This is a genomic window from Haloparvum alkalitolerans, assembly GCF_055381565.1.
The window spans coordinates 2,563,845-2,589,099 of sequence record NZ_AP043938.1; the positions used below are offsets into that span (position 1 = coordinate 2,563,845).

General features: G+C 69.9%; 22 protein-coding genes. 14 read left to right on the forward strand and 8 right to left on the reverse strand.

What is annotated here, in order from left to right:
- Window positions 1-6: 6 nt before the first annotated feature.
- From ACZ432_RS15015 to ACZ432_RS15050, 8 genes are all read left to right on the forward strand, one after another.
- Window positions 7-318 (forward strand): DUF7964 domain-containing protein, encoded by a 312-nt coding sequence (locus ACZ432_RS15015; RefSeq protein ID WP_426964219.1) that lies wholly within the window; start codon window positions 7-9, stop codon window positions 316-318.
- Window positions 319-413: 95 nt separating this feature from the next.
- Window positions 414-848 (forward strand): universal stress protein, encoded by a 435-nt coding sequence (locus ACZ432_RS15020; protein ID WP_426964280.1) that lies wholly within the window; start codon window positions 414-416, stop codon window positions 846-848.
- A gap of 110 nt (window positions 849-958) precedes the next feature.
- Window positions 959-2,770 carry a class I adenylate-forming enzyme family protein gene (locus ACZ432_RS15025; protein WP_426964220.1) on the forward strand — a complete coding sequence of 604 codons (1,812 nt, stop codon included), beginning with the start codon at window positions 959-961 and terminating at the stop codon, window positions 2,768-2,770.
- 98 nt (window positions 2,771-2,868) lie between these two features.
- Window positions 2,869-4,017: an acyl-CoA dehydrogenase family protein gene (locus tag ACZ432_RS15030; protein WP_426964222.1), complete on the forward strand. Its 1,149-nt coding sequence runs from the start codon at window positions 2,869-2,871 to the stop codon at window positions 4,015-4,017.
- Between the two features lie 319 nt (window positions 4,018-4,336).
- A complete protein-coding gene (locus ACZ432_RS15035; RefSeq protein WP_426964224.1) occupies window positions 4,337-4,819 on the forward strand; it encodes a desampylase in 483 nt (160 codons plus the stop codon).
- A 45-nt stretch (window positions 4,820-4,864) separates the two neighbouring features.
- Entirely contained in the window at window positions 4,865-5,203 is a 339-nt protein-coding gene (locus tag ACZ432_RS15040) for a rhodanese-like domain-containing protein (RefSeq protein WP_426964225.1), read from the forward strand.
- Window positions 5,204-5,330: 127 nt separating this feature from the next.
- Complete coding sequence (locus ACZ432_RS15045; protein WP_426964226.1) at window positions 5,331-5,582, forward strand: UPF0058 family protein; 252 nt, start codon at window positions 5,331-5,333, stop codon at window positions 5,580-5,582.
- A 59-nt stretch (window positions 5,583-5,641) separates the two neighbouring features.
- Window positions 5,642-7,414 carry a MutS-related protein gene (locus ACZ432_RS15050; protein WP_426964227.1) on the forward strand — a complete coding sequence of 591 codons (1,773 nt, stop codon included), beginning with the start codon at window positions 5,642-5,644 and terminating at the stop codon, window positions 7,412-7,414.
- Between the two features lie 16 nt (window positions 7,415-7,430).
- On the opposite strand, the gene ACZ432_RS15055 is transcribed toward ACZ432_RS15050, so the two are convergent.
- A complete protein-coding gene (locus ACZ432_RS15055; RefSeq protein WP_426964228.1) occupies window positions 7,431-8,120 on the reverse strand; it encodes a DUF6517 family protein in 690 nt (229 codons plus the stop codon).
- A gap of 225 nt (window positions 8,121-8,345) precedes the next feature.
- On the opposite strand from ACZ432_RS15055, the gene ACZ432_RS15060 reads away from it, so the two are divergent.
- Complete coding sequence (locus tag ACZ432_RS15060; protein WP_426964229.1) at window positions 8,346-8,540, forward strand: DUF7501 family protein; 195 nt, start codon at window positions 8,346-8,348, stop codon at window positions 8,538-8,540.
- Window positions 8,541-8,564: 24 nt separating this feature from the next.
- On the opposite strand, the gene ACZ432_RS15065 is transcribed toward ACZ432_RS15060, so the two are convergent.
- A complete protein-coding gene (locus ACZ432_RS15065) occupies window positions 8,565-10,913 on the reverse strand; it encodes a DEAD/DEAH box helicase (protein ID WP_426964231.1) in 2,349 nt (782 codons plus the stop codon).
- A 325-nt stretch (window positions 10,914-11,238) separates the two neighbouring features.
- On the opposite strand from ACZ432_RS15065, the gene ACZ432_RS15070 reads away from it, so the two are divergent.
- From ACZ432_RS15070 to ACZ432_RS15090, 5 genes are all read left to right on the forward strand, one after another.
- Window positions 11,239-11,784 (forward strand): hypothetical protein, encoded by a 546-nt coding sequence (locus tag ACZ432_RS15070; RefSeq protein ID WP_426964232.1) that lies wholly within the window; start codon window positions 11,239-11,241, stop codon window positions 11,782-11,784.
- A gap of 89 nt (window positions 11,785-11,873) precedes the next feature.
- Window positions 11,874-12,359, forward strand: a complete 486-nt coding sequence (locus ACZ432_RS15075) for a cupin domain-containing protein (RefSeq protein WP_426964234.1) — start codon at window positions 11,874-11,876, stop codon at window positions 12,357-12,359.
- A complete protein-coding gene (locus tag ACZ432_RS15080; protein WP_426964235.1) occupies window positions 12,356-12,892 on the forward strand; it encodes an NUDIX domain-containing protein in 537 nt (178 codons plus the stop codon). The genes ACZ432_RS15075 and ACZ432_RS15080 overlap by 4 nt, the downstream gene beginning before the upstream one ends.
- Window positions 12,893-12,994: 102 nt before the next feature.
- Window positions 12,995-14,947: a threonine--tRNA ligase gene (gene thrS / locus ACZ432_RS15085; RefSeq protein WP_426964236.1), complete on the forward strand. Its 1,953-nt coding sequence runs from the start codon at window positions 12,995-12,997 to the stop codon at window positions 14,945-14,947.
- A gap of 87 nt (window positions 14,948-15,034) precedes the next feature.
- A complete protein-coding gene (locus ACZ432_RS15090) occupies window positions 15,035-16,210 on the forward strand; it encodes a pyridoxal-phosphate-dependent aminotransferase family protein (protein WP_426964237.1) in 1,176 nt (391 codons plus the stop codon).
- A gap of 1,003 nt (window positions 16,211-17,213) precedes the next feature.
- On the opposite strand, the gene ACZ432_RS15095 is transcribed toward ACZ432_RS15090, so the two are convergent.
- The 6 genes from ACZ432_RS15095 to ACZ432_RS15120 form a co-directional block, all read right to left on the reverse strand.
- Entirely contained in the window at window positions 17,214-18,398 is a 1,185-nt protein-coding gene (locus ACZ432_RS15095; protein ID WP_426964238.1) for a cystathionine gamma-synthase, read from the reverse strand.
- 110 nt (window positions 18,399-18,508) lie between these two features.
- Window positions 18,509-20,623 carry a ribosome rescue protein RqcH gene (rqcH, locus tag ACZ432_RS15100; protein WP_426964240.1) on the reverse strand — a complete coding sequence of 705 codons (2,115 nt, stop codon included), beginning with the start codon at window positions 20,621-20,623 and terminating at the stop codon, window positions 18,509-18,511.
- Window positions 20,624-20,766: 143 nt separating this feature from the next.
- On the reverse strand, window positions 20,767-22,197 hold the full coding sequence (locus tag ACZ432_RS15105; RefSeq protein WP_426964241.1) for a S8 family peptidase: 1,431 nt from the start codon (window positions 22,195-22,197) through the stop codon (window positions 20,767-20,769).
- A 192-nt stretch (window positions 22,198-22,389) separates the two neighbouring features.
- Entirely contained in the window at window positions 22,390-22,857 is a 468-nt protein-coding gene (locus ACZ432_RS15110) for an SHOCT domain-containing protein (protein WP_426964242.1), read from the reverse strand.
- A 74-nt stretch (window positions 22,858-22,931) separates the two neighbouring features.
- The gene (locus ACZ432_RS15115; protein ID WP_426964244.1) at window positions 22,932-24,632 is read right to left on the reverse strand and encodes a tRNA uridine(34) 5-carboxymethylaminomethyl modification radical SAM/GNAT enzyme Elp3; all 1,701 of its coding nucleotides are present in this window, start codon (window positions 24,630-24,632) and stop codon (window positions 22,932-22,934) included.
- A gap of 80 nt (window positions 24,633-24,712) precedes the next feature.
- Entirely contained in the window at window positions 24,713-25,030 is a 318-nt protein-coding gene (locus ACZ432_RS15120; RefSeq protein WP_426964246.1) for a helix-turn-helix transcriptional regulator, read from the reverse strand.
- Between the last annotated feature and the right edge of the window lie 225 nt (window positions 25,031-25,255).

Here is a 25,255-nt window from a genome sequence, read left to right on the forward strand (position 1 = left end):
CCGCCTATGTCCGTCCTCTCGTCGCTGCCCGAGCGCCCGTTGAAGGAAGCGGAGGTCGCGTCGCTGAACCGGTCCGAAGGAGTCGACCTCGCGGTCGCCACCGAGCCCGACGGCCCGACCGCGGGCCTGGTCGTCGCGACCGACGGGTGGGTGAAGGGGCTCGCGTTCGACGGGGAGTACGGGGAGGCGGCCGGGTTCGAGGGGGAGTGGACGGTCGTCGAGACGGCCGACCTCGACGAGGCCGAGCGCTACGAGGGACTTCGAACCTGCGAGGACGCGGTGGTCGAAGCGCTGGAGGGGGCCTCGGACGCGGCGTAGGAGCGCTTACCGCCCGCGACGGTGCGGCGGACCGACCGCGCCCCCGCGCCGTCGGGGAGTGCTTTCTAATGGGGGGCGCTCGTATCGTCTGGCGCATGTACGACAACATCCTCGTTCCCACCGACGGAAGTCCGGCCTCCGACGCGGCCATCGACCACGCGGTCGACCTCGCGGAGCGCTACGACGCCCGCGTCCACGCGCTGTACGTGGTCGACGGCGCCGCCTACTCCACGCTGGAGGCCGGCGCCCAGGTCGTCGTCGAAGCCCTCGAGAAGGAGGGTGAGGAGGCCACCGACCGCGTCGCCGAGGCGGCGGCCGACGCCGGCGTCGAGGCGGTGTCGACGGTGACGACCGGCACCGCGTACCGGTCGATCAGCGACTACGTCGAGGAGAACGATATCGACCTGATCGTGATGGGCACCCACGGACGCCAGGGACTCGACCGCTACCTCCTCGGCTCCGTCACGGAGCGGGTCGTCCGCACCGCCGACGTGCCCGTGATGACCGTCCGCCAGGCCGACGAGGACTGACGCGACCTGGGTCGACGCCTCCGGCGGGTTTTTGATCGAGAGTCCGCGCCGTCGACCGCGTCGAACCGCCGACCGCAAGGCAATTATGACGGCTCCCGAATAGCCGAGGCATGCGCGACTGGCTCTCACACCGGGTCGCCGCGACGCCGGACGCGTCCGCGCTCGTCCGCGCCGAGGACGGCGAGACGTGGTCGTACGGCGACCTCGACCGGCTCGTCGCCGAGACGGCCGGCCGCCTCTCCGTGCTCGGGATCGAGCCCGGCGACCACCTTGGCGTGCTCTGTTCCGCCCGCGTCGGCTACGTGGGCCTCGTTCACGCCGCGATGCGGCTCGGCGTCACTCTCGTTCCGCTGGGCGACGACCTGACGCCGCGCGAACTGCGAGAGCGCACGGCCCGCGCCGAGCCGACCGCGCTGGTTTGCGGTGCCGAAACGGAAGGGAAAGCCGTCGCCGTGGTCGAGGACGGTGCCGAGGAGCTGCCGCTGCTCAGCGTCGACGACCCCGACCACGAGCGCGTGAGCGCGCTCCACGACGCCGACCCGGTCCCGATCGATCCGCCGACGTGGGAGCTCGACGACCGACTCTGCCTGCTTTTCACCTCCGGGACGACGGGCGAGCCGAAGGCGGTCGAGCTGACGGCTGCCAACGTGCTCGCCTCGGCGGTGGCGAACGCTTTTCGGCTCGGCGTCTCGCCGGGAGACCGCTGGCTCGTCACGCTCTCCCTTCATCACATGGGCGGGCTCGCCCCGGTCTATCGCTGTGCGCTCTACGGGACGACGCTGGTGCTCCGTCGCTCGTTCGACCCCGGCGGCGCGGCCGACGACATCGACCGCTACGACGTGACCGGCGTCTCGCTCGTTCCGACGATGCTCACGCGGATGCTCGACAGCCGGGGGACGCTCGCGGACTCGCTGTCCACGGTGCTCCTCGGCGGTGCCCCGGCGCCGGACGCGCTGATCGAGCGCTGCGAGAACTACTCGATCCCCGTCTACCCCACCTACGGGATGACCGAGGCGGCCTCCGGCGTCGCGACCGCGACCCCCGAGGAGGCCGTCGACCGGCTCGGGACGGTGGGCCGACCGCTCCTGGGGACCGACCTCACGGTGGTGGACGACTCCGGGTCCCCGGTCGGCGTCGGGGAGACGGGCGAGATCGCCGTCGACGGGCCGACGGTGACGCCGGGGTACTACCGGGACCCCGACGCCAATCGCCGCGCCTTCGGGGAACACGGGCTCCGGACCGGCGACGTGGGATACCGCGACGAGGACGGGTATCTCTACGTGTTGAACCGGCGCGACGACCGGATCATCACGGGTGGCGAGAACGTCGAACCGGGGGAGGTCGCGGCCGTCCTGCGCGAGCACCCGGGCGTGGCCGACGTCGCGGTCGCCGGCCTCCCGGACGAGGAATGGGGCGAGCGCGTCGCCGCGCTGGTAGTTCCCGTCGGAGACGACGAGGAGGCCGATGCCGAGTCGGAGCCGAACGCCACCACGACCGCCGCGACCGGCGACGACGAGCGCCCCGTCGACCCGGCCGCACTTCTGGGGTTCGCTCGCGAGCGTCTCGCCGGGTTCAAGCTTCCGCGAACGGTCGGGTTCGCCGACGAGTTGCCGCGGACCGTCTCGGGGACGGTCGACCGCGGGGCCCTCCGCGAGCGGCTTCTGGAGGCGGGGTTCGAGCCGGAACGGCCCGACACGGGGTTCGACGCCGCGGGGTTCGAGCCCGCGGATCCCGAACCGGCCGGTGCGGAACCCGCGGACGCGGCCGATGTGGAGTCCGCGGACGCGGCCGATTCGGAACCCGCCGACCCGTCGTCGCCCGACCGCGGTTCGTCCGAGCCTGCCGACGCCGAACCGCACGATGCCGACCGGTCCGACGGCGAGCGCGCCGACGGAGAGCGTTCCGATCCCGAAGAGCGCTGACGCGGGCGCGTTCTTCGGGGCCGTCCCGACCGAATAAACGAGCGCACGATTTATCGTTGTTCCACGAGGGTTTTGGTGACACGAGTAGAGGACTACTCATGGAGCTACTCGACGACACGATCGTCCCCGAGCACGCCCGCGAGGTCAAAGCGGAGGCGCGGGCGTTCGCGGCGGACCACATCGCGCCGAACGCGGAGGAGCGCTTCCGCGCCGGCGAGTACCCCTGGGAGATCCTCGAAGCCGGCATGGACGCCGGGCTCGTCGCGCAGGACATCTCCGAGGAGTACGGCGGCAAGGGGTACGACCTCGCGCAGATCCTCGCCATCGCGGAGGAGTTCTACCGCGCGGACGCCGGCATCGCGCTGACGCTCCAGCTCGCCAGTTTCGGCTGCGAGATGGTCGAACAGTACGGTTCCGAGGAACAGAAAGAGGAATATCTCCGCCCGGTCGCGGAGAACGACCAGATATCGGGGCTGGCGGTCTCCGAGCCCGAGACCGGCTCCGACCTCGCGGGGATGACGACGAGCGCCGAGAAGGTCGAGGGCGGCTACGAGATAACCGGCGAGAAGTACTGGGTCGGCAACGCGGTCGAGGCGGACTGGCTCACCGTCTACGTCAAGACCGGCGACGCGGAGGACCGCTACTCCAACTACTCGATGTTCATCGTGGAGACCGACCGCGACGGCTACGAGGCCGAGCACATCCCCGAGAAGATGGGGATGCGCGCGTCCAAGCAGGGACACATCGTCTTCGAGGACTGCTTCGTCCCCGAGGAGAACCTCGTCGGCACCGAGGGTGGCGGCTTCTACATGCTCGCCGACTTCTTCAACCACGGCCGCGTCGTCGTCGGGGGCCACGGGCTCGGACTCGCGGCGGCGGCCATCGAAGAGGCCGAGGAGTTCGTTCACGACCGGAGCGCCTTCGGACGGACAGTCAACGAGTTCCAGTCCGTCCAGCACATGCTCGCGGACATGCGACTGGAGTTCGAGTCCGCCCGCGCGCTCACGTGGCGCGCCTGCGAGAAGGTGATGGACCACGACGACGCGGGCTACTGGGCGGCGCTCGCGAAGACGAAGGCGACCGAGACCGCGGTCGACTGCGCCGAGCGCGGGATGCAACTTCACGGCGGCCGCTCGATCCTCACCGACCGGCGCATCGCTCGTGTCTACCGCGACTGCCGCATCCCCGTCATCTACGAGGGTGCGAACGAGGTCCAGCGCAACCTGATCTACAGACAGAGCCGCTGAACCGCTCCGGTCCCCCTGATCGCCCGCGCCCCTCCACGACCACTGCCACCGATGCGACTCGCGTCCCCGTGCGGACCCTTTTGTCCGATAGCGCGCCACCACCCCCGTGACCTGACGACGCGCCGCGCGGCGGGCCACTCGGTCGGTGCGACACGTCGCCGCGCGAGTCCGTTTCCGGGCCGGAGCACCTCTCCCGGCCCGTCCTGCCCCGTCCCGTGTCGCCTGTTCGCCATCCGGACCCCCCTTCCCGAGCCGGCGTCCGACCGACCGTCCGTTTCGCGCCGCGGCCTTCAAACGGAGCGGCGCCCTATCGCTCCCCGTGCTCCGGATCGACGCCGACGTCCGTGAGGAGGTGATCGCCCACGCTCGGGACGGGGTCCCCGAGGAGGTCTGCGGCGTGCTCGGTGGGACGCGCGAGACTTCCGCCGATACGTCCCCGAGCGGCGGCACCGGGCGGACGGACCGCGTCGAGACCGCGCGCCGGGTCGAGAACGCGGCCGCAGACCCGCGGACGCGGTACGAGATGGCTCCGGTCGCCCTGCTGGAGGCGATCGAGGCCCTCGAGAGCGCCGGCGACGACGTGGCGGGGTTCTACCACTCCCACCCTCGCGGACCCGCCGAGCCGAGCGCGACCGACCGCGAACGAGCGACGTGGGACGGCTACTGCTACGTCATCGTCTCGCCCCGGAGTGACGACGCGGCCGCGGCGACCGGCACGACCGGATCGACGTGGGCCGTCCGCGCGTGGCGCTGGGACGCGGACGCCGGTCGGTTTCGCGAGGAGTCGGTCGTCACCGAGTGACGCACCGCAACCTGTTTCCCGGCACGGCCGCTAACGACCGGAGAGATGGTCGAGGAGATAACCGCCGAGGAGCTTCGGGAGGAACTCGCGGAGAACGGGCCGCAGGTCGTCGACATCCGGCCCGCTGCCGCGTACGAACGCGGCCACATCCCCGGGGCGATCAACGTCCCGCTGACGGAACTGCCGCGTCGCGTCGACGAGGTCGACTGGGACGACGAGGTCGTCACCGTCTGTCCGGTCGGTCAGTCGTCCGTCCAGGCCGCGCGACTCATCGGTAGCTACGAGGGCGCGGCAGACGCGACCGTCAGGAGTCTGGCCGGCGGCTATCGCGACTGGGACGGCGACCTCGAGAGCGGCGCCGCGGACGACGAGACGCGCCTCTGACCGCTCCGGCGTCAGGGCTCCGAAACGGTCGGTTCCGTGGCCGCAAGTTCCCGATCGGCAATCCAGCCCCCCGTTTTGTCCTCCACTCAGCAACGGGTTTAGAAGCCCTCGGCCCCTACTACCGGGCATGAAAAAGACGGAACTCGTTCACTTCCACAACCTGCTCGGCACGCTCGCGACGGAGCTGCACGAGGAGGGTCCCGTCACGGAGACGGACCTCGCCGCGTACAGGGAACTGGAGACGTCGCCGATGACGATCCGGGGCTCGCGGTCGGAACACGAGCGCGCGGTGCTGACGCTCGCGTCCGCGCTGGCCGAGGGCGTCGAGCGCGGGTCGACCGACCCGGACGCCGAAGCGCGCCGGACGCCGGTCGCCTGATCGGCGGCGCCCTTCTCCCGACGAAAGCTCCTTGACTGCGGCCGTGGACGGGACGGTATATGCGACTGGAGGATTACTGGGGGGTCGGCCCCAAGACGAGCGAGCGGCTGACCGAAGCGCTCGGCGTCGAGCGCGCCGTCGAAGCCATCGAGTCGGCCGACGTTCGCGCGCTGGTCGACGCGGGGATCACGCGCGGCCGAGCGACGCGGATCCTCCGGCGCGCCAACGGGAAGGCCGGCATGGACGTGCTCGCGACGGGCGACGCGCGGGACGTGTACGACCGACTGCTCACGCTCGCGGCCGGCTACGCACTGACCGAGCACGCGGGCGACCGGATCCGCGTGATGACGCCCCTCTCGGACCGCGAGGCCGTGGTCGACAGGCTCGACCGCGTGCTGGCCGCACGAGACGCGTGGGAGGACCTCGACGGTGACGACCGCGACGCCGTCGTCGAGGCGTTCGACGCGTTCGACGCGGAGGACGGCTCCGACCGGGCGGCCGTCGAAACCGCCCTCGCGCTCCGGGAGGCGGGGCTCACCGGGTCCACGTTCGACGCGCTCGCGGACGTGGACGAGGACGCGCTCCGCGAGGCGGCGGGCGCGCTCGGCTACGTCCGCGAGACCGACGACGGCGTCGAGGTCGAACGCGGCGCGGACGACGAACTCGACCGGCTCCGCGACCGACGCGACGCGGCCCGCGAGCTGTCGGACTCCGCGTTCGACGTGATCGACAGCGTTCGAGAGGAGAGCGTCCGGGACTTCGAGGCGTTCAAGGCCGGCGTGGTCGACCACGTCGCGGACGAAACGGGGATCGAACCGGCCGCTATCCGCGCGGCGGCGCCCGACGAGGCGGTCGACGCCGCCGACTTCGTCTCCGGAACGCTTCGGGAACTGGTTCGCGAGGCGGAGGCGGACGCCGCGGAGCGCGAGGAGGCGGTCGCGGCGGACCTGCGCGCGAGCATCGAGGCAGCGGAGACCGACGTGGCCGCGGCCGTCGACGCGGTCGACGACATCGCTTTCGAGCTGTCGCTGGGACGGTTCGCGACCGCGTACGACCTCGCGAGACCGACGCTGGTCGAAGACGGCGTGGCCGTGCGGAACGCGCTGAGCCCCTTCCTCGACGACCCGAATCCGGTTTCGTACGCGGTCGGCGAGCACGGCCTCCCCTCGGCGGGGTTCGCTGCCGGCGAGCGACCGCCCTCCGGCGATCGCGTCAGCGTACTCACCGGCGCGAACTCCGGCGGGAAGACGACCCTGCTGGAGACGCTGTGTGCGGTGACGCTGCTCGCCTCGATGGGGCTTCCCGTTCCCGCCGAGGCCGCGGAGGTCGGCCGGTTCGACCGCGTCGTCTTCCACCGCAGGCACGCCTCCTTCAACGCCGGCGTGCTGGAGTCGACGCTGAAGTCCGTCGTCCCGCCGCTCGTCGAACCCGGTCGGACGCTGATGCTCGTCGACGAGTTCGAGGCGATCACCGAACCGGGGCGGGCTGCCGACCTCCTGAACGGACTCGTCGGCATCACCGTCGAGGAAGCGGCGCTGGGCGTGTTCGTCACCCACCTCGCCGACGAGTTGAGTCCGCTGCCGGACGCCGCCCGTATCGACGGCATCTTCGCCGAGGGGCTGACGCAGGACCTGGACCTGCGGGTCGACTACCAGCCGCGGTTCGGGACCGTCGGCAAGTCCACGCCGGAGTTCATCGTCTCCCGGCTGGTGGCGAACGCGGACGACCGGCTGGTCAGACGGGGGTTCGAGAGCCTCGCGAGCGCCGTCGGAGAGGAGGCCGTCCAGCGGACCCTCTCGGACGCGCTGTGGTCGCCCGAGGACGGTCGGTGAGAAGGGGTCGCGCCCGTCAGGAGGAGTCGGTCGGGGTCGCCGTGGTCACGTCGACGTCCGCGGGGTGGTCGAGGTTCCCGGTGAGGTCCGCGACGACCGGCTCCTCGTCCTCGGCGCGGTTCTGCGGGTAGACGGCGATCGGCACGAGGAAGTCCTCTTCGTGGCGGACGGAGCCCACCTGCACGAACACCTCCACTTCCTGCCCCTCGAACTGCGCGACCGCGTCGAACTTGGTCGCCTCGTACTCCGTACCGAACGGGGCGTAGGTCAGCGTCTCCGCCTCGCCGCGGACCTCCAGCGACTCGTAGTTCGAGGCGAGCAACTGGACGAGCCGCTCGTTGTCGTACTCCGCGACGGGGTTGAGCGTCTGGCCCGCGATCTCGACGGCGGGCGTCGACAGCACCGCGAACACCGCGACGGCCGCCTCGCCGATGGGCCCGAACTCGACGGTCTTCTCGTAGGTCGCGACGTAGTTCGTCGCCTCGACGCTCCGCTCCTGTCCGGCGACCTCGAACTGCTCCTCGATGACCCGCTCGGCGACCTCCTGCAGTTCGTAGTCCGTCCCGTCCGCGGTCGAGGCGCTGACCACGGCCGGCTCCGCGGACACCTGATACGCTCCCTGGCCGGTCACGAAGTCGAGGCAACCGCTCAGCGCCAGCACGGACGAACTGCCGACCACTCCGAGCACGCGACGTCGTGAGTGCATGCGCGGCCTTTTGAGAGTTCGCGGGATAAACTTCGTGGCCGTTTCCGTCAGTGGACGAACTAGTCGGGGTGTGAGTTCCCGTTCCGTGACGTACGTTTACTCGCTGGTGGATTTGGACTCGTCCCGACCCACATTCATCGCATACAGGACAGAAAATACAACTATTGTGGACATTTTCTGTCCGAGCGTGTGATTTTATGTTTGAGGATGGCGTGAGCGTTTCGTATGTCAGCCGAATCCCCCACGACCGTCGAGCCGACGTGGAACGATCCGAACGAGTGCCCCTTCTGTGGCGCCGCGCTGGCGGACCCCGGTGCGGGCTTCGTCGACCACGTCGCGGAGAACCCGGTCTGTGACCGCGGCTTCGAGACGTGGCGCGACCGCGTCGCCGGCGACATGGGCGGCGAGTGGTCCGGGTAGGCCCCGTACCTCGCCCGAGCGCGATCAGTCCGCAGCCGGACTCGGCGCGTCGACGAGCCGGTGGAGAAGCTGTGTCGCGGGCGCCTTCGCGAGCGGCTCGTTCGCGTTGCCGCAGTGAGGCGACTGGACGCACGCGGGACAGCCGTCCGCGCAGTCACAGCCCTCGATGAGGCGCGCCGTCCGGGCGAACAGTTCCTCGACCCGCTCGAACCCCCGTCGCGTCAGCCCGACGCCGCCGGGGTAGCCGTCGTAGACGAACACCGTCGCGGCGTCGGTGTGGGGGTGATACGGCGTCGAGAGACCGCCTACGTCCGCGCGGTCGCACAGCAGGTGGAAGGGGAAAAGCGAGATGACGCCGTGCTCGGCCGCGTGAATGCCGCCGTTGAAGCCGTGCTCGCCGTGGTCGGCGCGCACGTCCGTTTCCACGTCCTCCGGAACCGGGAAGTAGAGCGCCCGCGTGCGGAGCGTGGTCTCGGGAAGGTCGAGCGTCTTCTGCCCGAGCGACTCGCCCGTCGAGGAGTCGCGGCGCTCGAACCCCGTCACGCGCTCGGTGACGGTCACGTCCGCGAACCGGACCGGCGTGTCCGGCCGGGCCGAGAGCGGGCGCTCGTCGAGGTCCTCGTTCACGACCACGTCCTTCTCGGTGAGGACCTGCGTGTAGTAGTCGGCCCACGTCGTCGACAGCTCCGCCACGTCGCGGTTGAGGTCGAGTTTCGTCACCTCGTAGGTGCGACCCTGCTGGTGGTAGATTGCGCCCGGATGGGCGTCTCGCATCGCGTCCGAGAGCCCGAGCGAAGCGACCGTCTCGTTGCGACCGGTGTCGATCAGGTCCACCTCGCGCTCCTCGGCTGTCCGCAGGTTCAGCTCGTGTTGCGGGCTCGTGTCGCCGTTGAACGTCCAGCGCGTCCCGTCCCGCGTCTCGCGGCGGTCGAGCACGCCGTGCTCCGTGAACTCCGCGACGATCCCGGGGAACTCGTCGCCGAAGTGGTCGCGGTCCCCCGGCGCGAGCCAGTTCTCGTCGGCCGCGCAGGCGACGTGTCGCGGGAGCAGTTGGTCGTTCTCCGGGTCGCAGATGGCGTCCTCCGGCGGCGCCTCGAACAGGTCCTCGGGGTTGTTCATCAGGTACTGGTCGAGCTGGTCCTCGCCGCCGACCAGCACCACGAGTGCGGGGTCGTCGCCGCGGCCCGCGCGGCCGGCCTGCTGGAACGTGTTCATCCGCGTCCCGGGGTAGCCGTCCAGCAGGACGGCGTCCAGTCCGCCCACGTCCACGCCGAGTTCCAGCGCGTTCGTCGACCAGACGCCGCGCAGGTCGCCCTCGTGCAGCCGCGTTTCGAGGTCCCGGCGCGTGTCGTCTTTGAGCGCCGCCTGATACGCCCCGACCTTGCCGGCCAACTCCCGCTCGCCGCGCTCGCGGAGGTCGTCCGCGCTGTCGGTCGCGTACTGCTCGGCTGTCTGTCGCGCCCGCGTGAACGTCAGCGTCTGGTGACCCTGCTGGACCAGATCCACGAACAGCCGCTTCGTCTCGGTGTGGCTCGACTTCCGGCGCCCGCTCCCGCGCTCCTGCCAGTCGTCGTCGTACTCCGGCGGGTTCCACAGCACCCAGTCCCGCGGCCCGCGCCCGGACGCGTCCTCGTCCACGAGCGCGAAATTCTCCTCGTCGCGGCCGGTGACGGTCGCGGCGTGCGCGACCGGATTGCCGATGGTCGCGGAACAGCAGACGTACTGGGGGTCCGCACCGAACCGCTCGCAGAGCCTGTTGAGCCGGCGGAGCGCGAGCGCGACCCCCGAACCGAACACGCCGCGGTAGTTGTGGACCTCGTCGACGACGACCAGTTCCAGCGACGAGAAGAACCACTCCCAGAGCCGGTAGCCGTACGGCAACAGCCCGTAGTGGAGCATGTCCGGGTTCGACAGGAGGACCGTCGGCCGCCGGTCGCGCACGTCACGCTTCTCCGACCGCGACAGCCGCCCGGTGTAGGTGTCGACCGACACCCGGCTTCCGAAACCCAGGTCTCCGGCCAACGCCGACAGCGTCTCCTCCTGGTCGGAGATGAGCGCGTTCTGCGGCCCGAGGTAGAGCGTCCGGCCGCCGTGGTCCATCGCGCGCTCGAAGGCGGGAACCGTGTACGCCAGCGACTTCCCGCTCGCGGTCTCGGTGGCGATAACCGCGTCCTTCCCGTCGCGGACCGCCTCGATGGCGGCCGCCTGATGCTCGTACAGGCGGTCGATGCCGCGCTCGGCGAGCGCGTCCGCCAGCCGCGGCTCCAGACCGACGTCCGCGAACGACGGCTCCCGCCCCGGAACCCGGCGATGCTCAGCGATCTGTCCCTCGTAGTAGGGCCGCGAGCGCAACCAGTCGACGACGTCTTCCACGGTTACCTCACCGTCGGCGGGCGGCGAGCCTAAGGCTTCTCCCCGACCTTTTTCTGCGTCGGGTCGCGCCGGCGCGAAGCGCCGGCTTGACCACTCCTTGAAAAATGTCGATCAAAAAGGGGCCGCGGGCGGCGCTGCGGGCGCTGCGCGCCCTCGCGCCGCCGCGGTACCACAACCTGGACAGAAACCGCCACAGCACCGCCTACCGCGACCGCCCCAGCACCACACCGCCCAGCACCGCAACCGCCACAGAACCGCCTACCGCGACCGCCCCAGCACCGCGACCGCCACGGCACTATTTATGAACGGCTGTCGAAGCATCCGTATGTCTGGCTCGGCAGTCGAGAAACTCGGCGTCGCCTGCCACCGGTACGGTCCCGGGCGGTTGCCTGGTGCCCGCCGCAGATGCCTCGGCACGGGCTACGCCTGCGCGTCGACCGCGGTTCTGGCGACCACCGCGTTCGTGCACCTGATGGTCCCGTTCCTGCTCGTGAACCCCGACTCAGCGGCCCTGTTCTGGGCGGTCTTCGGCCTCCTTCTGCTCCCGGTCGTCGTGCCGGCCGCGTTCGTGTCCGGCGTCGCGACGTGGCGCCTGCTCCCCGACTGGCTCCCGGCGTACGGCGCGGTCGCCGGACTCGTCTCGGCAGTTGCGACGTACTGTCTCGTCACGGTCGCGCTGGTCCCGATACTGGCGTACGGGAACCCCCTGCTGACAGGCATCGAGTCGACTCCGAACCTCCCGGTTCTCGCAGGCAGCGCCGCGGTCGTCGGTATCGTCGCCTTCCTACTGACGTTCTGGGTCGCAGTCCCCGCCGGCGTCGCGGGCGGATACGTCTACGAGGGCGCCCGACCGGCGACGCTCGAGGACTAGTCGACCGGCCGTGCGCCGACCGTCGCGGCGGTCGCGGACCCCCCCAACTCGGGAGAAGGATTTTGCGCCCCTCCCGCGTGGGCACACGCATGGATCCCGTCAACGAGGCCGACCTCGACTGGGAGGCGGGCGACCGCGGCGACCCGCCGTTCCGCCGCAAGCGCCTCGCCGCGGCCGCGGGCGGCACGGACCTCGGATGTAGCCTCTACGAACTCCCCGCCGGCGCGAAGTCGTGGCCCTATCACTACCACGCCGGCAACGAGGAGGCGATCTACGTCCTCGCCGGGTCGGGAACGCTCCGGACGCCCGAGGGACCGGTCCCGATCGAGGCCGGCGACTACGTCGCGTTCCCCGCCGACGAGTCGGGCGGCCACCGCGTCGTCAACGACGGCGAGGAGCCGGTCCGCTACCTCGCGATGTCCACGATGAACGAACCGGACGTGACGGTCTACCCCGACTCGGAGAAGTTCGGCGTCTACGCCGGCGCGCCGCCGGGCGACCGCGGCGAGCGCTCGCTGTCGGGCTACTACCGGATCGATGAGGACGTCGACTACTGGGAGGACGAGGAGCCGTGACGGGGGCGGGCGGTGACGCGAACCCGGACGCGCCGCGCGAACCGCACCTGATCCGCGTCGATCCGGGCCGACTCACGGAGTTCGAGGCGTGGGCGACCGAGGGCACGGCGCGGGCGGTCGCGGCGCGCGTTCTGGACCCCGCGGGTCGCATCGCGCTCGTCAAGAACGGCTGGTCCGAGGGGTGGACGCTCCCCGGCGGCGGCGTCGAACCGGGCGAGGAACCGGCCGCGGCGGCCGCGCGCGAGGTCCGCGAGGAGACCGCGCTGGCGGCGACCGTCGGCGAGCGGCTCGTCGTGCTCGACCAGTTGTACGTCTCCAGCGCGGACGTGCCCGCGGACGCGTCGGCCGGGGAGGTGCCGGAGGAAGCGGTCGCGTACCGCGGCGAGTGTCACGTCTTCGCGGCGACCGCCGACGGGGCCATCCCGCCGGTGGCGGAACTGGGCGTCTCGGGGGAGACGATCCGGGCGGCGCGCTGGTTCGAGACGGTGCCCGAGGACCTCCACGACGGGGCCGTGGTGCGGCCGTATCTGTGAGCTCGCGGCTCCGGCCGCCGTCCCCCGCAGTCGTCCCCGAACCGTGGGAAGGAGTCGCGCCGTCCAACAACGCTTAAACCCCTCGTCCGGTTTGACCGAAGTATGAGCGAGACCGATGCTCAGGCCGACGTGACGGTCGTCCTTCCGGACGGATCAGAACTCTCCGTACCGGCGGGGGCGACACTGGAGGACGTGGCCTACGAGATCGGCCCGGGGCTCGGTCGTGACACGGTTGCGGGCAAGATCGACGGCGAGCTGGTGAGCAAGCACGCCGCGGTCCACGACGGCGCCCACGTCGAGATCGTCACCGACCAGTCCGACGAGTACCTGCAGGTGCTGCGCCACTCCGCGGCCCACGTCTTCGCGCAGGCGCTCCAGCGGCTGTACCCCGAGGCGAAGCTGACCATCGGCCCGCCGACCGACGAGGGGTTCTACTACGACGTGGCGAACGTCGACCTCGACGAGGAGGACCTCGCGGAGATCGAGTCGGAGATGGAGTCGATCATCGAGGCCGACTACGACATCGAGCGCGTCGAGCGCTCCCGCGAGGAGGCGCTTTCGATCTACGAGGACAACGAGTTCAAGCGTCAGATCCTCGACGAGGAGGCCGACGAGGAGACGGTCACCTTCTACGAGCAGGACGACTGGCAGGACCTCTGTCAGGGCCCCCACGTCGCCTCGACCGGCGAGGTCGGGGCGGTCGAGCTGCTCGACATCTCCGCGGCTTACTGGCGCGGCGAGGAGGACAACGAGACGCTGACGCGCGTCTCCGGCACGGCGTTCCCCTCCGAGAAGGACCTCGAGGAGTTCCTCGAGCTGCGCGAGCAGGCCAAGGAGCGCGACCACCGCAAGATCGGCCAGGAGATGGACCTGTTCTCCATCCCGACCGTGACGGGGCCGGGGCTTCCGCTGTACCACCCCAACGGGAAGACGGTGCTCCGGGAGCTCTCGGAGTACGCGGACCGGCTCAACCGCGAACACGGCTACGACGAGGTCGAGACGCCCCACGTCTTCCGGACGGAGCTGTGGAAGCAGTCGGGCCACTACGAGAACTACAAGGACAGCATGTTCCTCCTCGACGTGAACGACGAGGAGTACGGCCTCAAGCCGATGAACTGCCCGGGCCACGCCACCATCTTCGACCAGAAGACGTGGTCGTACCGCGACCTCCCCAAGCGCTACTTCGAGAACGGGAAGGTGTACCGCAAGGAGCAGCGCGGCGAGCTCTCCGGCCTCTCGCGCGTCTGGTCGTTCACCATCGACGACGGCCACCTGTTCGTCCGCCCAGACCAGATCCGCGAGGAGATCGAGACGGTCATCGAGATGATCTTCGAGGTCGTCGAGACGGTCGGGCTCGACGTGGAGGTCGCGCTGGCGACCCGCCCCGAGAAGTCCGTCGGCAGCGACGAGATCTGGGAGTCCGCGGAGGAACAGCTCCGCGACGTGCTGGAGTCGGGGGGCTACGACTACGAGGTCGAGGCGGGCGACGGCGCGTTCTACGGCCCGAAGATCGACTTCTCGTTCGAGGACGCGCTCGGCCGCCTGTGGGACGGCCCCACGGTCCAGCTCGACTTCAACATGCCCGAGCGGTTCGACCTCTCGTACACGGGCGAGGACAACGAGGAGCACCGCCCGGTGATGATCCACCGCGCGCTGTACGGCTCCTACGAGCGCTTCTTCATGGTGCTGATCGAGCACTTCGACGGGAACTTCCCGCTGTGGCTCGCGCCCGAGCAGGTCCGCGTGCTCCCCGTCTCCGACGAGACGCTCGGCTACGCCCACCGCGTGAAGAACGCGCTCGACGACGCCGGCTTCCGCGTCGAGGTCGAGGACCGCGACTGGACGGTCGGCCGCAAGATCCGGCAGGCCCACGACGACCGGCTTCCGTACATGGTCGTCGTCGGCGGCGACGAGGAAGAAGCCGGCACGGTCTCCGTCCGCGACCGCTTCGAGAACGAGCGCAACGACGTGGACCTCGACGAGTTCGTCGCGCACCTCGAGGCGGAGCGCGCCGAAAAGCGGATCGAGCCCGACTTCGTCTCCGACGCGGAGTGAGGCCGTAGCGTCCGCCGCTCCCCGATCCGCGCGGCCGCGTTCCCCTTCCGTCGCGTTTTTGCCCCCTCCAGCCACAGGTCCATGCGTATGTCCCGCACGCCCGAGCAGGAGGCGCCCGGTCACGCCGAGGCGCCCGAGGTTGGAGAGCTGACGCCGCCGGACCGAACGCTGATGGGCCCCGGCCCGAGCCCGGTCCACCCACGGGTGCTCCGCGCGATGAGTACCCCCCTCGTGGGCCACCTCGACCCCTCGTTCGTCGAGATAATGAACGAGACGCAGGAGCTGCTCCGCTACACGTTCCGCACGGACAACCAGTGGACCATCCCCGTCTCCGGGACCGGCTCCGCGTCGATGGAGGCCGCCATCGGCAACCTCGTGGAGCCGGGCGAGACGATGCTCGTCCCGACGAACGGCTACTTCGGCGGTCGGATGGCCTCGATGGCGCGCCGCGCCGGCGGCGAGGTCGTGGAGGTCGACGCGCCGTGGGGTGAACCGCTCGACCCCGCGGACGTCGAGGCGGCCTTCGAGGAGCATCAGCCCGACGTGTTCGGCTTCGTCCACGCCGAGACCTCGACCGGCGTGCTCCAGCCGGAGGTCCCGGAGCTGACGAGCATCGCGCACGACCACGACGCGTACGTCATCGCGGATTCGGTCACCTCGCTCGGCGGCGTGGAGCTCCGTGTCGACGAGTGGGACATCGACGTGGCCTACTCCGGCCCGCAGAAGTGCCTCTCCTGTCCGCCGGGCGCGAGCCCACTCACGCTGAACGACCGCGCGATGGACAAGGTGCTCGACCGCGAGGAGGAGCCACGGTCGTGGTACCTCGACCTCTCGCTTCTGGAGGGGTACTGGGGCGACGAGCGCGCCTACCACCACACCGCGCCCATCACGAACGTCTACGCGCTCCGGGAGGCGCTCCGGCTCGTCGCGGAGGAGGGCATCGAGAACCGCTGGGCCCGCCACCGCGAGGTGGCCGGCGAGCTGAAGGCCGGGCTGGGTGAGCTCGGGCTCGAGATGAACGCGGACGACGAGTTCTGGCTCCCGAGCCTCAACGCCGTCCGCGTCCCCGACGGCGTCGACGACGCCGCCGTCATCGACCACCTCCTGAGCGAGCACGACTTGGAGATCGCCTCCGGGCTCGGCGACCTGGCCGGCGACATCTGGCGCATGGGCTGTATGGGCCACGGCGCCCGCACGAAGAACGTGGAGTTCCTGCTGGCGACGCTGGAGGAAGCGCTGAACGAGCAGGGGTACGAAGCGTAAGTTGAGGCGGTCGCGGCGGTCCCTGCCCCGCGATACGCGACTCTTGGCGTGAACGTCCGCTCTGCCGTGCGTGCCGCTATCGTCTAGAGGTTTTTCGACCGCTCGCTGTACTTCGGTTTTTGAATGATCGAGCGTCCTGCTGTGCTTGTTGCCAACACCCAGAAAGCCCTCGACCGCTCGCCCTTTCGGTCCGCCAGGGCGCTGTTTGTCGAGTCCGTCGTTGAGGCTGGTTGCTTGGTGATTCGCCACGCCGGCTGTCGGGTCAAGCGTGGCCTCACGCCTCCCCAGCCTCGCCGCAGCCGCGGTCGCGCGCCCGCACCGTACCGCTTGCGCGACCGCGGCTGCGGGCTCCCTCGCGCGCGTCATTCGCGCGCGCCGAACGTTTGACAGCCAGTAGAGCGATGCGTTGTACCTGACTGATCAGGCTGCACTCACGGCGGGAGTTCTGCCCGATCCGCGAAAAACGTTTGTCCGCCGGCGGTGCGGTGTTGTGCGGGGCGGTGCGGTCGGCGCGCGCCGTGGCGACCGCGAAGCGTGTCGGCACGACCGCGTGAGGGAGACGGCGGCTCGGCCGCCTGCGGTGCGGTTTCGCGGCCGCGCCGCCGTCGAGGCTGGGGAGGGGCGAGGCTGCGGTGTTGTGCGGTTGCGGGGCGGTTGCGGTGGGTGGGACTGAAAGGGGCAGCCGGCTCGATTCGGCCCCGACGACGTAAGCACCGCAGTTCCGCGGCGACCTTGTGTCGCCGCGATTGTCTGAGGAGCGCAGCGAGGCGCGGCCGGTCGAGCCGGCTGGGGCTTTCTGGGTGTTGCTGTCCCGATCAGCAGGATCGACACCAGAACAAGATTCGTCGTAGGGAGAGCCGGCTGGGGCTTTCTGGGTGTTGCTGTTCCAAGCAGCAGAATCTGCGATAGAAACAGAAAACGCGCACACCTAGCGAACGAGATAGTTACAGAAATCGCCGCCAGAAACGTCCAGAACGCCCCGATCACACCCAACCTAGTCGCCTCAGTCCAGTGCTTCGTCGAACGCCTGCTGAAGGTCGGCTTTCAGGTCGTCGACGTGCTCGACGCCGACGGAGACGCGGATGAGGCCGTCGGTGAGCCCGGCCGCGAGTCGCTCCTCGCGCGGGATGGCCGCGTGGGTCATCGCCGCGGGCTGCTCGATCAGGCTCTCGACGCCGCCGAGCGACTCCGCGAGGGTGAACACCTCGGTCTCGGAGACGACCGTCGACCCCTGCTCCAGCGTGCCGTCGAGCTCGAACGAGAGCATGCCGCCGAAGTCGTCCATCTGCTCGGCCGCCAGGTCGTGTTGCGGGTGGCTCTCCAGCCCCGGGTAGTAGACGCGCTCGACCGCGTCGTGGCCCTCGAGCCACTCGGCAAGCTCGCCGGCGTTCTCGCAGTGGCGGTCCATTCGCACGGGGAGCGTCTTCGTCCCGCGGAGGACGAGGAAGGAGTCGAACGGACCGGGCGTCGCCCCGACGGAGTTCTGGTAGAAGCCGAGGTCGTCGTCCAACTCGGCGTCGTCCACGATCAGCGCGCCGCCGACCGTGTCGGAGTGGCCGCCGAGGTACTTCGTCAGCGACTGGGAGACGATGTCCGCGCCGTGTTCGAGCGGGCGCTGGAGGTACGGCGTCGCGAACGTGTTGTCGACCGCACAGAGCGCGTCGTGCTCGTGGGCGATGTCGGCGAGCGCCGCGATGTCGTTGACGTTCATCAGGGGGTTCGTCGGCGTCTCGACCCACACGAGTTCGGTGTTCTCCTGCATCGCGTCCGCGACCGCCTGGTGGTCGGTCGTGTCGACGAACGACGTTTCGAGGTCGTACTGCTCGTACACCTGCGTGAGGATGCGGTGGGTGCCGCCGTAGACGTCGTCGCCCGCGACCACGTGGTCGCCCGCCTCGAGCAGGTTGAGGACGGTGTTGATCGCGCCCATGCCCGAGGAGAACGCCCGCGCGTGGCTGCCGTTCTCCAGCGCCGCGAGGTTCTCCTCGAGGTCGGTCCGGGTCGGGTTCCCCGTCCGCGAGTACTCGTAGCCGGTGTGTTCGCCCGGCGCGGACTGCTTGTACGTGGAGTTGGCGTAGATGGGCGTCATCAGCGCGCCGGTCTCTGGGTCCGGCTCCTGCCCGGCGTGGATCGCTCGCGTCTCGATGCGGAACTCGTCGGTCGCGTGCTCGGCGTCGTCGTCGCTCATGCGTGAACGTTCGCGGCCGGCGGCCTGACTCTTGCCCTTTCGGTCGGCGAGGCCGTTCCCGACCGGCGCATCCACGAGGGAGACCGCGTGTGGCAGGCGGTAGACCGGCGCTACTCGACGATCTCTGAACCGCCCGGCGGCAGGAACTCCTGGATGCGGTCGGCGCTCGCCACCTTGCGGACGAACGACTGGTCCGCGAACCGATTTTTGAACTCGCGGTAGACCATCATCGCGGCGTCGTTTTGCGCGTACATCCCCGGCTCCAACTCGATGCTCGTCGCGACGCGGTCGCGAACCGCCGCCGGCGGGCCGCCGATCACGCGCGTCACCGGTTCACACTGGACGCCGACCGCGACGCGGCAAGCGATGTCCTCGAAGTAAGTGCGGTCACCACGGATGGCGAAGCCGCCCTTCTCGAGGTACTCGCCGCTCTCGGGCGTCTTGGACACCTGGTCCGGCTCGACCATGTAGGCGTCGCCCGCGCCCCGGCCCGCCTTCCAGTCCGAGGAGTACGACACCGCGAACTGCGCCGCCTGCCGGAGCGTCTCCTCGTCGAAGTCGACCGGCTCCGAGGCCTCCGAGGGACCGGCCGCCTTCAGCAGGGTGACCGGGCCGCCGTGGGCCTGCGTGTGGAAGAAGCGGTCGTGTTTGTCCATGTACTTCTTCACCAACTCCTCGTTCTGGTCGGCGTTGCGCCCCCCGATGACGAGGTAGCCGTCCGACGTGTGGAACCAGCGGAAGCGCTCGAACCACTCGTCGGTCGTCCGCAGCGGGACCGACGAGCGCGCGAGCCAGTCGGCCGGCTCGTGGTCCTCCGCCTCCTCCTCGTCGGCTTCCTCGTCCGCCTCGTCTTCCGCCTCCCACTCCTCCTTGCGGCGCTTGACGGCCTCGAGTTCCTCCCGAGTCGCTTCGATGGCCTCCTTGGCGCCCTCCTTTTTCCCCTCGATGCGCTTGGCCTCCTTGTAGAGCTCGTCCGCGTTCACCTCGACGCCCGCGGTCGCGTCGAGTTCGATCTCGGTGTCGTCGAGCGCCACCGTCACGGTTCCCTCGCTGCCGTCCACGTCGGTCACCGCCTCGGCCGCGGGGATGCCGCGCTCGGCGCCGGCCGACAGCGTCTCCGCGATCTCGTCCCACGGGACGCCCTCCTCGCGGGCGTCCTGTACCGTCGAGAGCACCTCGTCGACGAGGTCGTAGTTGGCGTACAGAAGCTCCGCGCGCTCGCGCTCCCGTTCGGCCTGCTGTTCGAACCCCTCGATAGCGCCCTCCTGCTGCTCGATGATGCGCTGCTGTTTCGCGATCTCCTTCTCGAAGTCCGGCTTCGAGGAGCCGATCTCCTCGGGTTCCTCGGCCTCCTCCTCCCGCTCGAAGCGGTAGAAGTAGTCGTCGACGGCCGCGTTGAACGAGTCGTACCCCTCGCTCGCGAGGTCCTCGTGTTCGGTCAGCGGGAACGGGGTCACGTCGACCACGTTCCCGTCGTCGTCCTCGTAGACGCGCGGGTCCAACTCGCCGGCGTGGAGCCGCGCGTCGAGCCGCGCGATGGCGTCGTAGAGGGCGCGGTACTGCTCCTCGGTCGCGTCCGCGATGTCGACGGTCTTCTCGACGCCGGCCCGCGAACAGACCTCCTCCGCGTACAGGCCGCCGAGGTTGAGCTGGGTCGCGAGCGTCCGCACCACGTCGGTGTCTGACTCGTCCATCTTGCGGCCGAAGGCGTCGAAGCTCACGTCCAGCGGGTTGAGCCGGGAGGCGGGGTACTCGTACTGCGAGCCGGGCGCGACGGTCCGGGACTTCAGCCGGACGGTCTCCAACGCGCCGACCACCTCGCCGGTCTCGTCGAGCGCCGCGACGTTCCCCTGTCCGAACAGCTCCGCGACGATGCGCGTGTTGCCGTCCTCGCGCGCGAACTCGAAGGTGAGGATGCGGTCGAACTCGTACTGTTCGACCCCGACGAAGTCCGCGCCCGAGAGCCGATTGCGCAGCATCTTCGCGAAGTTGGGCGGCCGGCCCGGCGCGTCGGGGACGTGTTCCTGTGCCGCGACGTGCGCGCGCTTCACGTCGCCGACCTCGATCAGGAGCTCGACGCGCCCCCGGTCGAAGTCCCGGAGCTTGAGCCGGAGCAGGTCGTCGCCGTAGAGGTAGGCCTTGTCGACCTTCGCCCCCGCGTATCGCCCGAGCTCCGTCACGAGCGCGCGGAGGTCGATGCTCGACAGCTCCGTTTTGCTCTCCATACCCGGACCACACGGGGCCCGGAAAAAGGCGTGTCGTTCGCGGGACCGCAGCGAGCGGGATGCCGGGTGGACGCGAAGCGCCGGCTCACTCCCGGTCGCGACGTCGACGCGCGGCGACGTTCCCGACCGCGGTCGTGACGACCCTACCGCGCCGCCTTCACCAGCGAGCGCAGGTCGAGATGACCCGCGCCGTGGTACTGCTCGCCGCCCGGTTCGCCATCGGTCGCGGTCTCGCGAAGCAGCGACTCCACCTCCGCGACGCCGGCGTCCGGCCGCAGCGACCGCACCAGCGCCACGGCGCCGGACACCTGTGGCGCCGCCATCGACGTCCCCGCCTTCCAGCCGTAGCCCGGAACGACGCCGCCGTCGCCGTCGGGGGAGACGACCGTCGAGAGGACGAGGTCGTAGTACCAGCCGTCGGCGCCGTCGGCTGCCGCGTCGAGGTCCGCGTCGCCGCCCGCCGCGCTCAGATCCACGGCGCTGCCGTAGTTCGTGTAGAAGGCGGGCGAGGAGGTCGGGTCCTCGAGGCGCTTGAGCGCGAGGTCCTCGCGCTGCTTCCGGTCGTCCCACAGGTAGCCGATGGGGCCGGTCGCTGAGACGCCGAAGACGCCCTCCACCTCCGTCGGGAGGCTCAGCACGCCCTCGGCGTCCATGTCGATGCCGTCGTTGCCCGCGGAGTTGACCACGAGCATCCCCCGTTTGCGGGCGTGCGCGGCGGCCCGCTCGTAGGCCTCCTTGACTGACAGCAGCCACGGGAACTCCTCGGGGTCGACGTAGGGGACCGGGTAGCCGAGACTGAGGTTCGCGACGTCGCACCCCTTGTTCGCGGCGTCGACGATCGCCGCGATGACGTCGCCGGTCGCGCCCGCCACTCCGGAGAAGACGCGCAGCGAGACGACCTCCGCGTCCGGCGCGGTGCCGAGGACGCCGTCGCCGGTCGCGTTCGTCGCCGCGACCGTGCCCGCGACGTGCGTGCCGTGGTCGCCGGCGCCGTTCGGCCGGAAGTCGTACGGGTCCGTGGTGAAGTTCGCGGAGAGGTCCGCGTTCACCGCGTCCGCGAGGTCGGGGTGGGCGTCGGAGACGCCGCTGTCGATCACCGCGACGCGAGCGCCCTCGCCGGTCGTCGTGTCGTGGACCGTCCGCCGCTCGTCCGGTCGGTCGGAGAGGTCGCCCAGTCGCTGTGCGCGCTTGTCCCACTGGAGCTCGTTGTTCGTCAAGCCGGCGTCCCAGGCCGGGTCACCGCCCGCGGCGCCGTCCCGGTCGACCTCCGCGACCGGCCCCGCGTTCTCCGGGACCGCTCCCGCGCCGTCCTGGTACACCGTCACGTCCGGCGTCGTCGAGTCGACGCCCGGGACCGCCGCCGGGTCGCCCCGCGCCGCCAGCAGGTCGATTTCGGAGATGTCGTGAACGACCTCCACCTCGTCCGGAACGTCCGCGCGGTCGACCTCCCGAAGGTCGATCAGGAACCGTCCGGAGGCGGGGTCACCGTCGGTCGCGGTCGCCATCCCCGGGATCATCGCCGTTGCGCCCGCCGCACCGAGTCCCCTCAGCAGGGACCGTCTGTCGAAATTCATGTACACCACCCGCTGTGTGAGAGGGTACCATAACTGGCGAGACGGGACTGAAAGCTTTTACTTAAATCCGAGAAAACTGATGTTGTGTTTATTCGTATTCTTCCTTGGCCTGTCGCGGTCCGCGGCGAATAAATGCGGGCGCTGCGAGCGGCCCGGTGCGCCTACGGCGGTACCCGGACCGCACCTCGCGGCTCACCCCCGGTCGCGTTCGAGTTCGCGTTCGACGGCCGCGCGGTCCTCCACGTCCTCCAGCGTCTCGGTCTCCAGGAGCCGCTCCAGTTTGCGCTCGAACTGCTCGTCGGTCAACTCGCCGCTCGCGTAGCGCCGGCGGAGGGTCTCCAGCGGCGTCTCCCCGTCGCCGCCGCGGTCCGCCGACCCGGCGTCGCCGCTCGCGGACTCCTCGCGGTCGCGCTCGTCGGCGGTCCAGTCGTCGACCCACTCCTCGCGGTCCTCGTCGTCGCCGAACAGCTGTGCGACCAGCGGGATCACCGCCGCGTAGCCGACGATCAGGGCCGCGAGCCACCACTCCTGCCCGGTGAAAAACGCCGCCATCCAGATCCCCGTCACGGCGGTCGAGGCGATGCCCACGGCGTTCTCTCGGAGACGCTCGCGCACGGTGGGGTCGCGTGCCGAGGGCTCGCTCGCGGAGGGCTCGCTCATGGCTGCTGATGTGTGGCGGCCGACAAAAACGTTCGCGGTCGGCGTCGTGAGGGGACCCCGCCCGGGTCCGGCCCTCAGAGCCGCTTGGAGACGTACGGCCCGTCCTGTCTGTACCCGAGCTTCTCGCGGTAGTACTGGCGGACGCCGATACCGGAGATGACCGCGAGCTTCGAGAAGCCGGCGTCGCGGGCCAGCTCCTCGGCGTGGGCCAGCAGGCGCTTGCCGTACCCCTTGTGCTGCCAGTCGCCCTCGCCGCCGAGACCGACCTCGCTGCCGTAGACGTGGAGCTCGCGCACGAGCGCCGCGTCCGCGAGCTCGCGTCGGACCGGGTCCGACTCCGCGCCGGGCGTACCGGGCTGGCCGGGGGCGTAGGAGGGGAACCGCAGGCGACAGAAGCCGATCAGCAGGTCGCGGACGGGGTCCTCGAACGCGATGAACTGCTCCGTCCCGCCGCCGGCCTCGTAGGTGGTCACGTTCAGCTCGACCGCGTCCGGGTCGGGGTCGGCCTCGTTCATCCCCACCTCGCGGGCGCGGATGTCGCGGACCTCGATCCCCCTCTCCTCGGCGCGCTGTTCGGCGAGTTGGCGGAGGTTGGACTTCCAGACGCCGGCGTCGATGAAGTCCGCCGGGATGTCCCGCTGGACGCGCTGGAGGCGCGTGTACTCCGGGATCTCGCCCATGATCTCCGCGATGAGGTCCGCGGCCTGCTCGTTGTCGAGGGGGTCGTACTCGTCGCCGTGCCACTGGTCGTAGACGCGCGTCCCTCGGACCACGAGCGTGGGGTAGATCTTGAGGTAGTCCGGCCGCCAGTCGGGGTTGTCGAACAGCTGGCGGAAGTCCTCCAGACACATCTCCTCGGTCATGCCCGGCTGGCCCGGCATCATGTGGAAGCCGACCTTGAACGCGGCGTCGCGGAGCCGGCGGTTGGCGTTCCGCGAGGCAGCGTTGCCGTGCCCGCGGTGCATCTCGCGGTTGATGCGCTCGTAGGTGGTCTGGACGCCGACCTCCACCTTCGTGCCGCCCAGATCCAGCATCCGGTTTATCTGTTCGGGGTCACACCAGTCGGGCTTCGTCTCGAAGGTCGTCCCGATATTCCTGATCTCGTTGGTCTCGTTCTCGGCGATCACGTCCTCCAGGTACTCGAACTCCACCTCGTCGGCCGCGGGGGCGAACGACTCCCCCTCCGCGGGCTCGGGCTCCTTCTCGAGGTCGTAGTCGTTCATCGCCTGCAGCGCGCGCTTGACGAACCACTCCTGGTAGTCGTGCGACCGCGCGGTCATCGTGCCGCCCATCAGGATGAGTTCGACCTTGTCGACGGGGTGGCCGATCTTCCGGAGCTGTTCGAGCCGCAGGGTGACCTGTCCGTAGGGGTCGTAGTCGTTCTGCTCGCCGCGGGCCGCGGCCGGCTCGTGGCCGGTGTACGACTGCGCGGAGGAGAACTCGGAGGCGGGGCCGCCCGGACAGTAGAGGCACTTCCCGTGCGGGCACATCTTCGGCGAGGTCATGATCGCGACCGGCGAGACGCCGGAGGCAGTGCGGACGGGCTTGCGCCGCACGACCTCCTTCACCTCGTCGCGGAACTCCGCGGGCGCGTAGTCGAGGATCTCGGTGTTCTTGGGCACCTTCGGCGAGGAGAACTCCGAGCAGACGTCGAGCTTCGCGGACTCGAGGTCGTCGCGCTCGACCTCGCCCGCGAGGATGCGGTCGACCAGCTCCTCGCAGGCGTTCACGAACGCCTCGGGTTCCGTCTCGTCGCTCGGCGCGTCCGTACTCATTACGACTGGATCGACGGGTTTCGCGGTTAAGGGTATCGCTCGCGAGAGGTCGCGCTACCGAACACCGAGATAACCGGCCGTCACTCCTCGCCGTAGTAGTCGTCACCGGTCGAGGCCGAACTCGACCGCGTCTGGGCCGCGTACGAGGCGAGGCGGTCGTCGTCCGCGACGGCCCAGTATCGGCCGCGGTGACGGACGAGCCCACGGTCCTCCAGCCGCGACAGCGCCGCTCCGACGCTCCCGCGCTTGATCCCGGTTGCCTCGTGGATCTCCGTCTGCGTAAACGCCGCGTCGTCGTGCTCCGCGAGGAACAGGAGGATCCGGTACGGCTGCGTCCCCTCCTCTAGATCGAGGAGGTCCGTAGGCCCCTCATCGAACCGGTCGATGCGAATCGGCATGCCAAATAGAACGTAATAGAACGCAATAAATATATGGGGGAATCAGGAGGATGGCCAACTCGGGGGAATTTCTCGGCTGTGAGATGGCCACAGAAACGAGCGTTTTCTCACACGATGCTGAGGCGGTAGCTGTGCGGTATTTCTGTAAGCGAAGCGGTCGCGGTGCGGTTTTGTTGATGTCGTGGCACCGCGGCGGCCCTTTTTGATCGACATTTTTCGAGGAGT

Excerpts from the sequence above, each read along its gene's own strand:
- ACZ432_RS15015 (WP_426964219.1), top strand. The coding sequence starts at position 7 with ATGTCCGTCCTCTCGTCGCTGCCCGAGCGCCCGTTGAAGGAAGCGGAG.
- ACZ432_RS15020 (WP_426964280.1), top strand. The coding sequence starts at position 414 with ATGTACGACAACATCCTCGTTCCCACCGACGGAAGTCCGGCCTCCGAC.
- ACZ432_RS15025 (WP_426964220.1), top strand. The coding sequence starts at position 959 with ATGCGCGACTGGCTCTCACACCGGGTCGCCGCGACGCCGGACGCGTCC.
- ACZ432_RS15030 (WP_426964222.1), top strand. The coding sequence starts at position 2,869 with ATGGAGCTACTCGACGACACGATCGTCCCCGAGCACGCCCGCGAGGTC.
- ACZ432_RS15040 (WP_426964225.1), top strand. The coding sequence starts at position 4,865 with ATGGTCGAGGAGATAACCGCCGAGGAGCTTCGGGAGGAACTCGCGGAG.
- ACZ432_RS15045 (WP_426964226.1), top strand. The coding sequence starts at position 5,331 with ATGAAAAAGACGGAACTCGTTCACTTCCACAACCTGCTCGGCACGCTC.
- ACZ432_RS15050 (WP_426964227.1), top strand. The coding sequence starts at position 5,642 with ATGCGACTGGAGGATTACTGGGGGGTCGGCCCCAAGACGAGCGAGCGG.
- ACZ432_RS15055 (WP_426964228.1), bottom strand. The coding sequence starts at position 8,120 with ATGCACTCACGACGTCGCGTGCTCGGAGTGGTCGGCAGTTCGTCCGTG.
- ACZ432_RS15060 (WP_426964229.1), top strand. The coding sequence starts at position 8,346 with ATGTCAGCCGAATCCCCCACGACCGTCGAGCCGACGTGGAACGATCCG.
- ACZ432_RS15070 (WP_426964232.1), top strand. The coding sequence starts at position 11,239 with ATGTCTGGCTCGGCAGTCGAGAAACTCGGCGTCGCCTGCCACCGGTAC.
- ACZ432_RS15075 (WP_426964234.1), top strand. The coding sequence starts at position 11,874 with ATGGATCCCGTCAACGAGGCCGACCTCGACTGGGAGGCGGGCGACCGC.
- thrS (WP_426964236.1), top strand. The coding sequence starts at position 12,995 with ATGAGCGAGACCGATGCTCAGGCCGACGTGACGGTCGTCCTTCCGGAC.
- ACZ432_RS15090 (WP_426964237.1), top strand. The coding sequence starts at position 15,035 with ATGTCCCGCACGCCCGAGCAGGAGGCGCCCGGTCACGCCGAGGCGCCC.
- ACZ432_RS15095 (WP_426964238.1), bottom strand. The coding sequence starts at position 18,398 with ATGAGCGACGACGACGCCGAGCACGCGACCGACGAGTTCCGCATCGAG.
- rqcH (WP_426964240.1), bottom strand. The coding sequence starts at position 20,623 with ATGGAGAGCAAAACGGAGCTGTCGAGCATCGACCTCCGCGCGCTCGTG.
- ACZ432_RS15105 (WP_426964241.1), bottom strand. The coding sequence starts at position 22,197 with ATGAATTTCGACAGACGGTCCCTGCTGAGGGGACTCGGTGCGGCGGGC.
- ACZ432_RS15110 (WP_426964242.1), bottom strand. The coding sequence starts at position 22,857 with ATGAGCGAGCCCTCCGCGAGCGAGCCCTCGGCACGCGACCCCACCGTG.
- ACZ432_RS15115 (WP_426964244.1), bottom strand. The coding sequence starts at position 24,632 with ATGAGTACGGACGCGCCGAGCGACGAGACGGAACCCGAGGCGTTCGTG.
- ACZ432_RS15120 (WP_426964246.1), bottom strand. The coding sequence starts at position 25,030 with ATGCCGATTCGCATCGACCGGTTCGATGAGGGGCCTACGGACCTCCTC.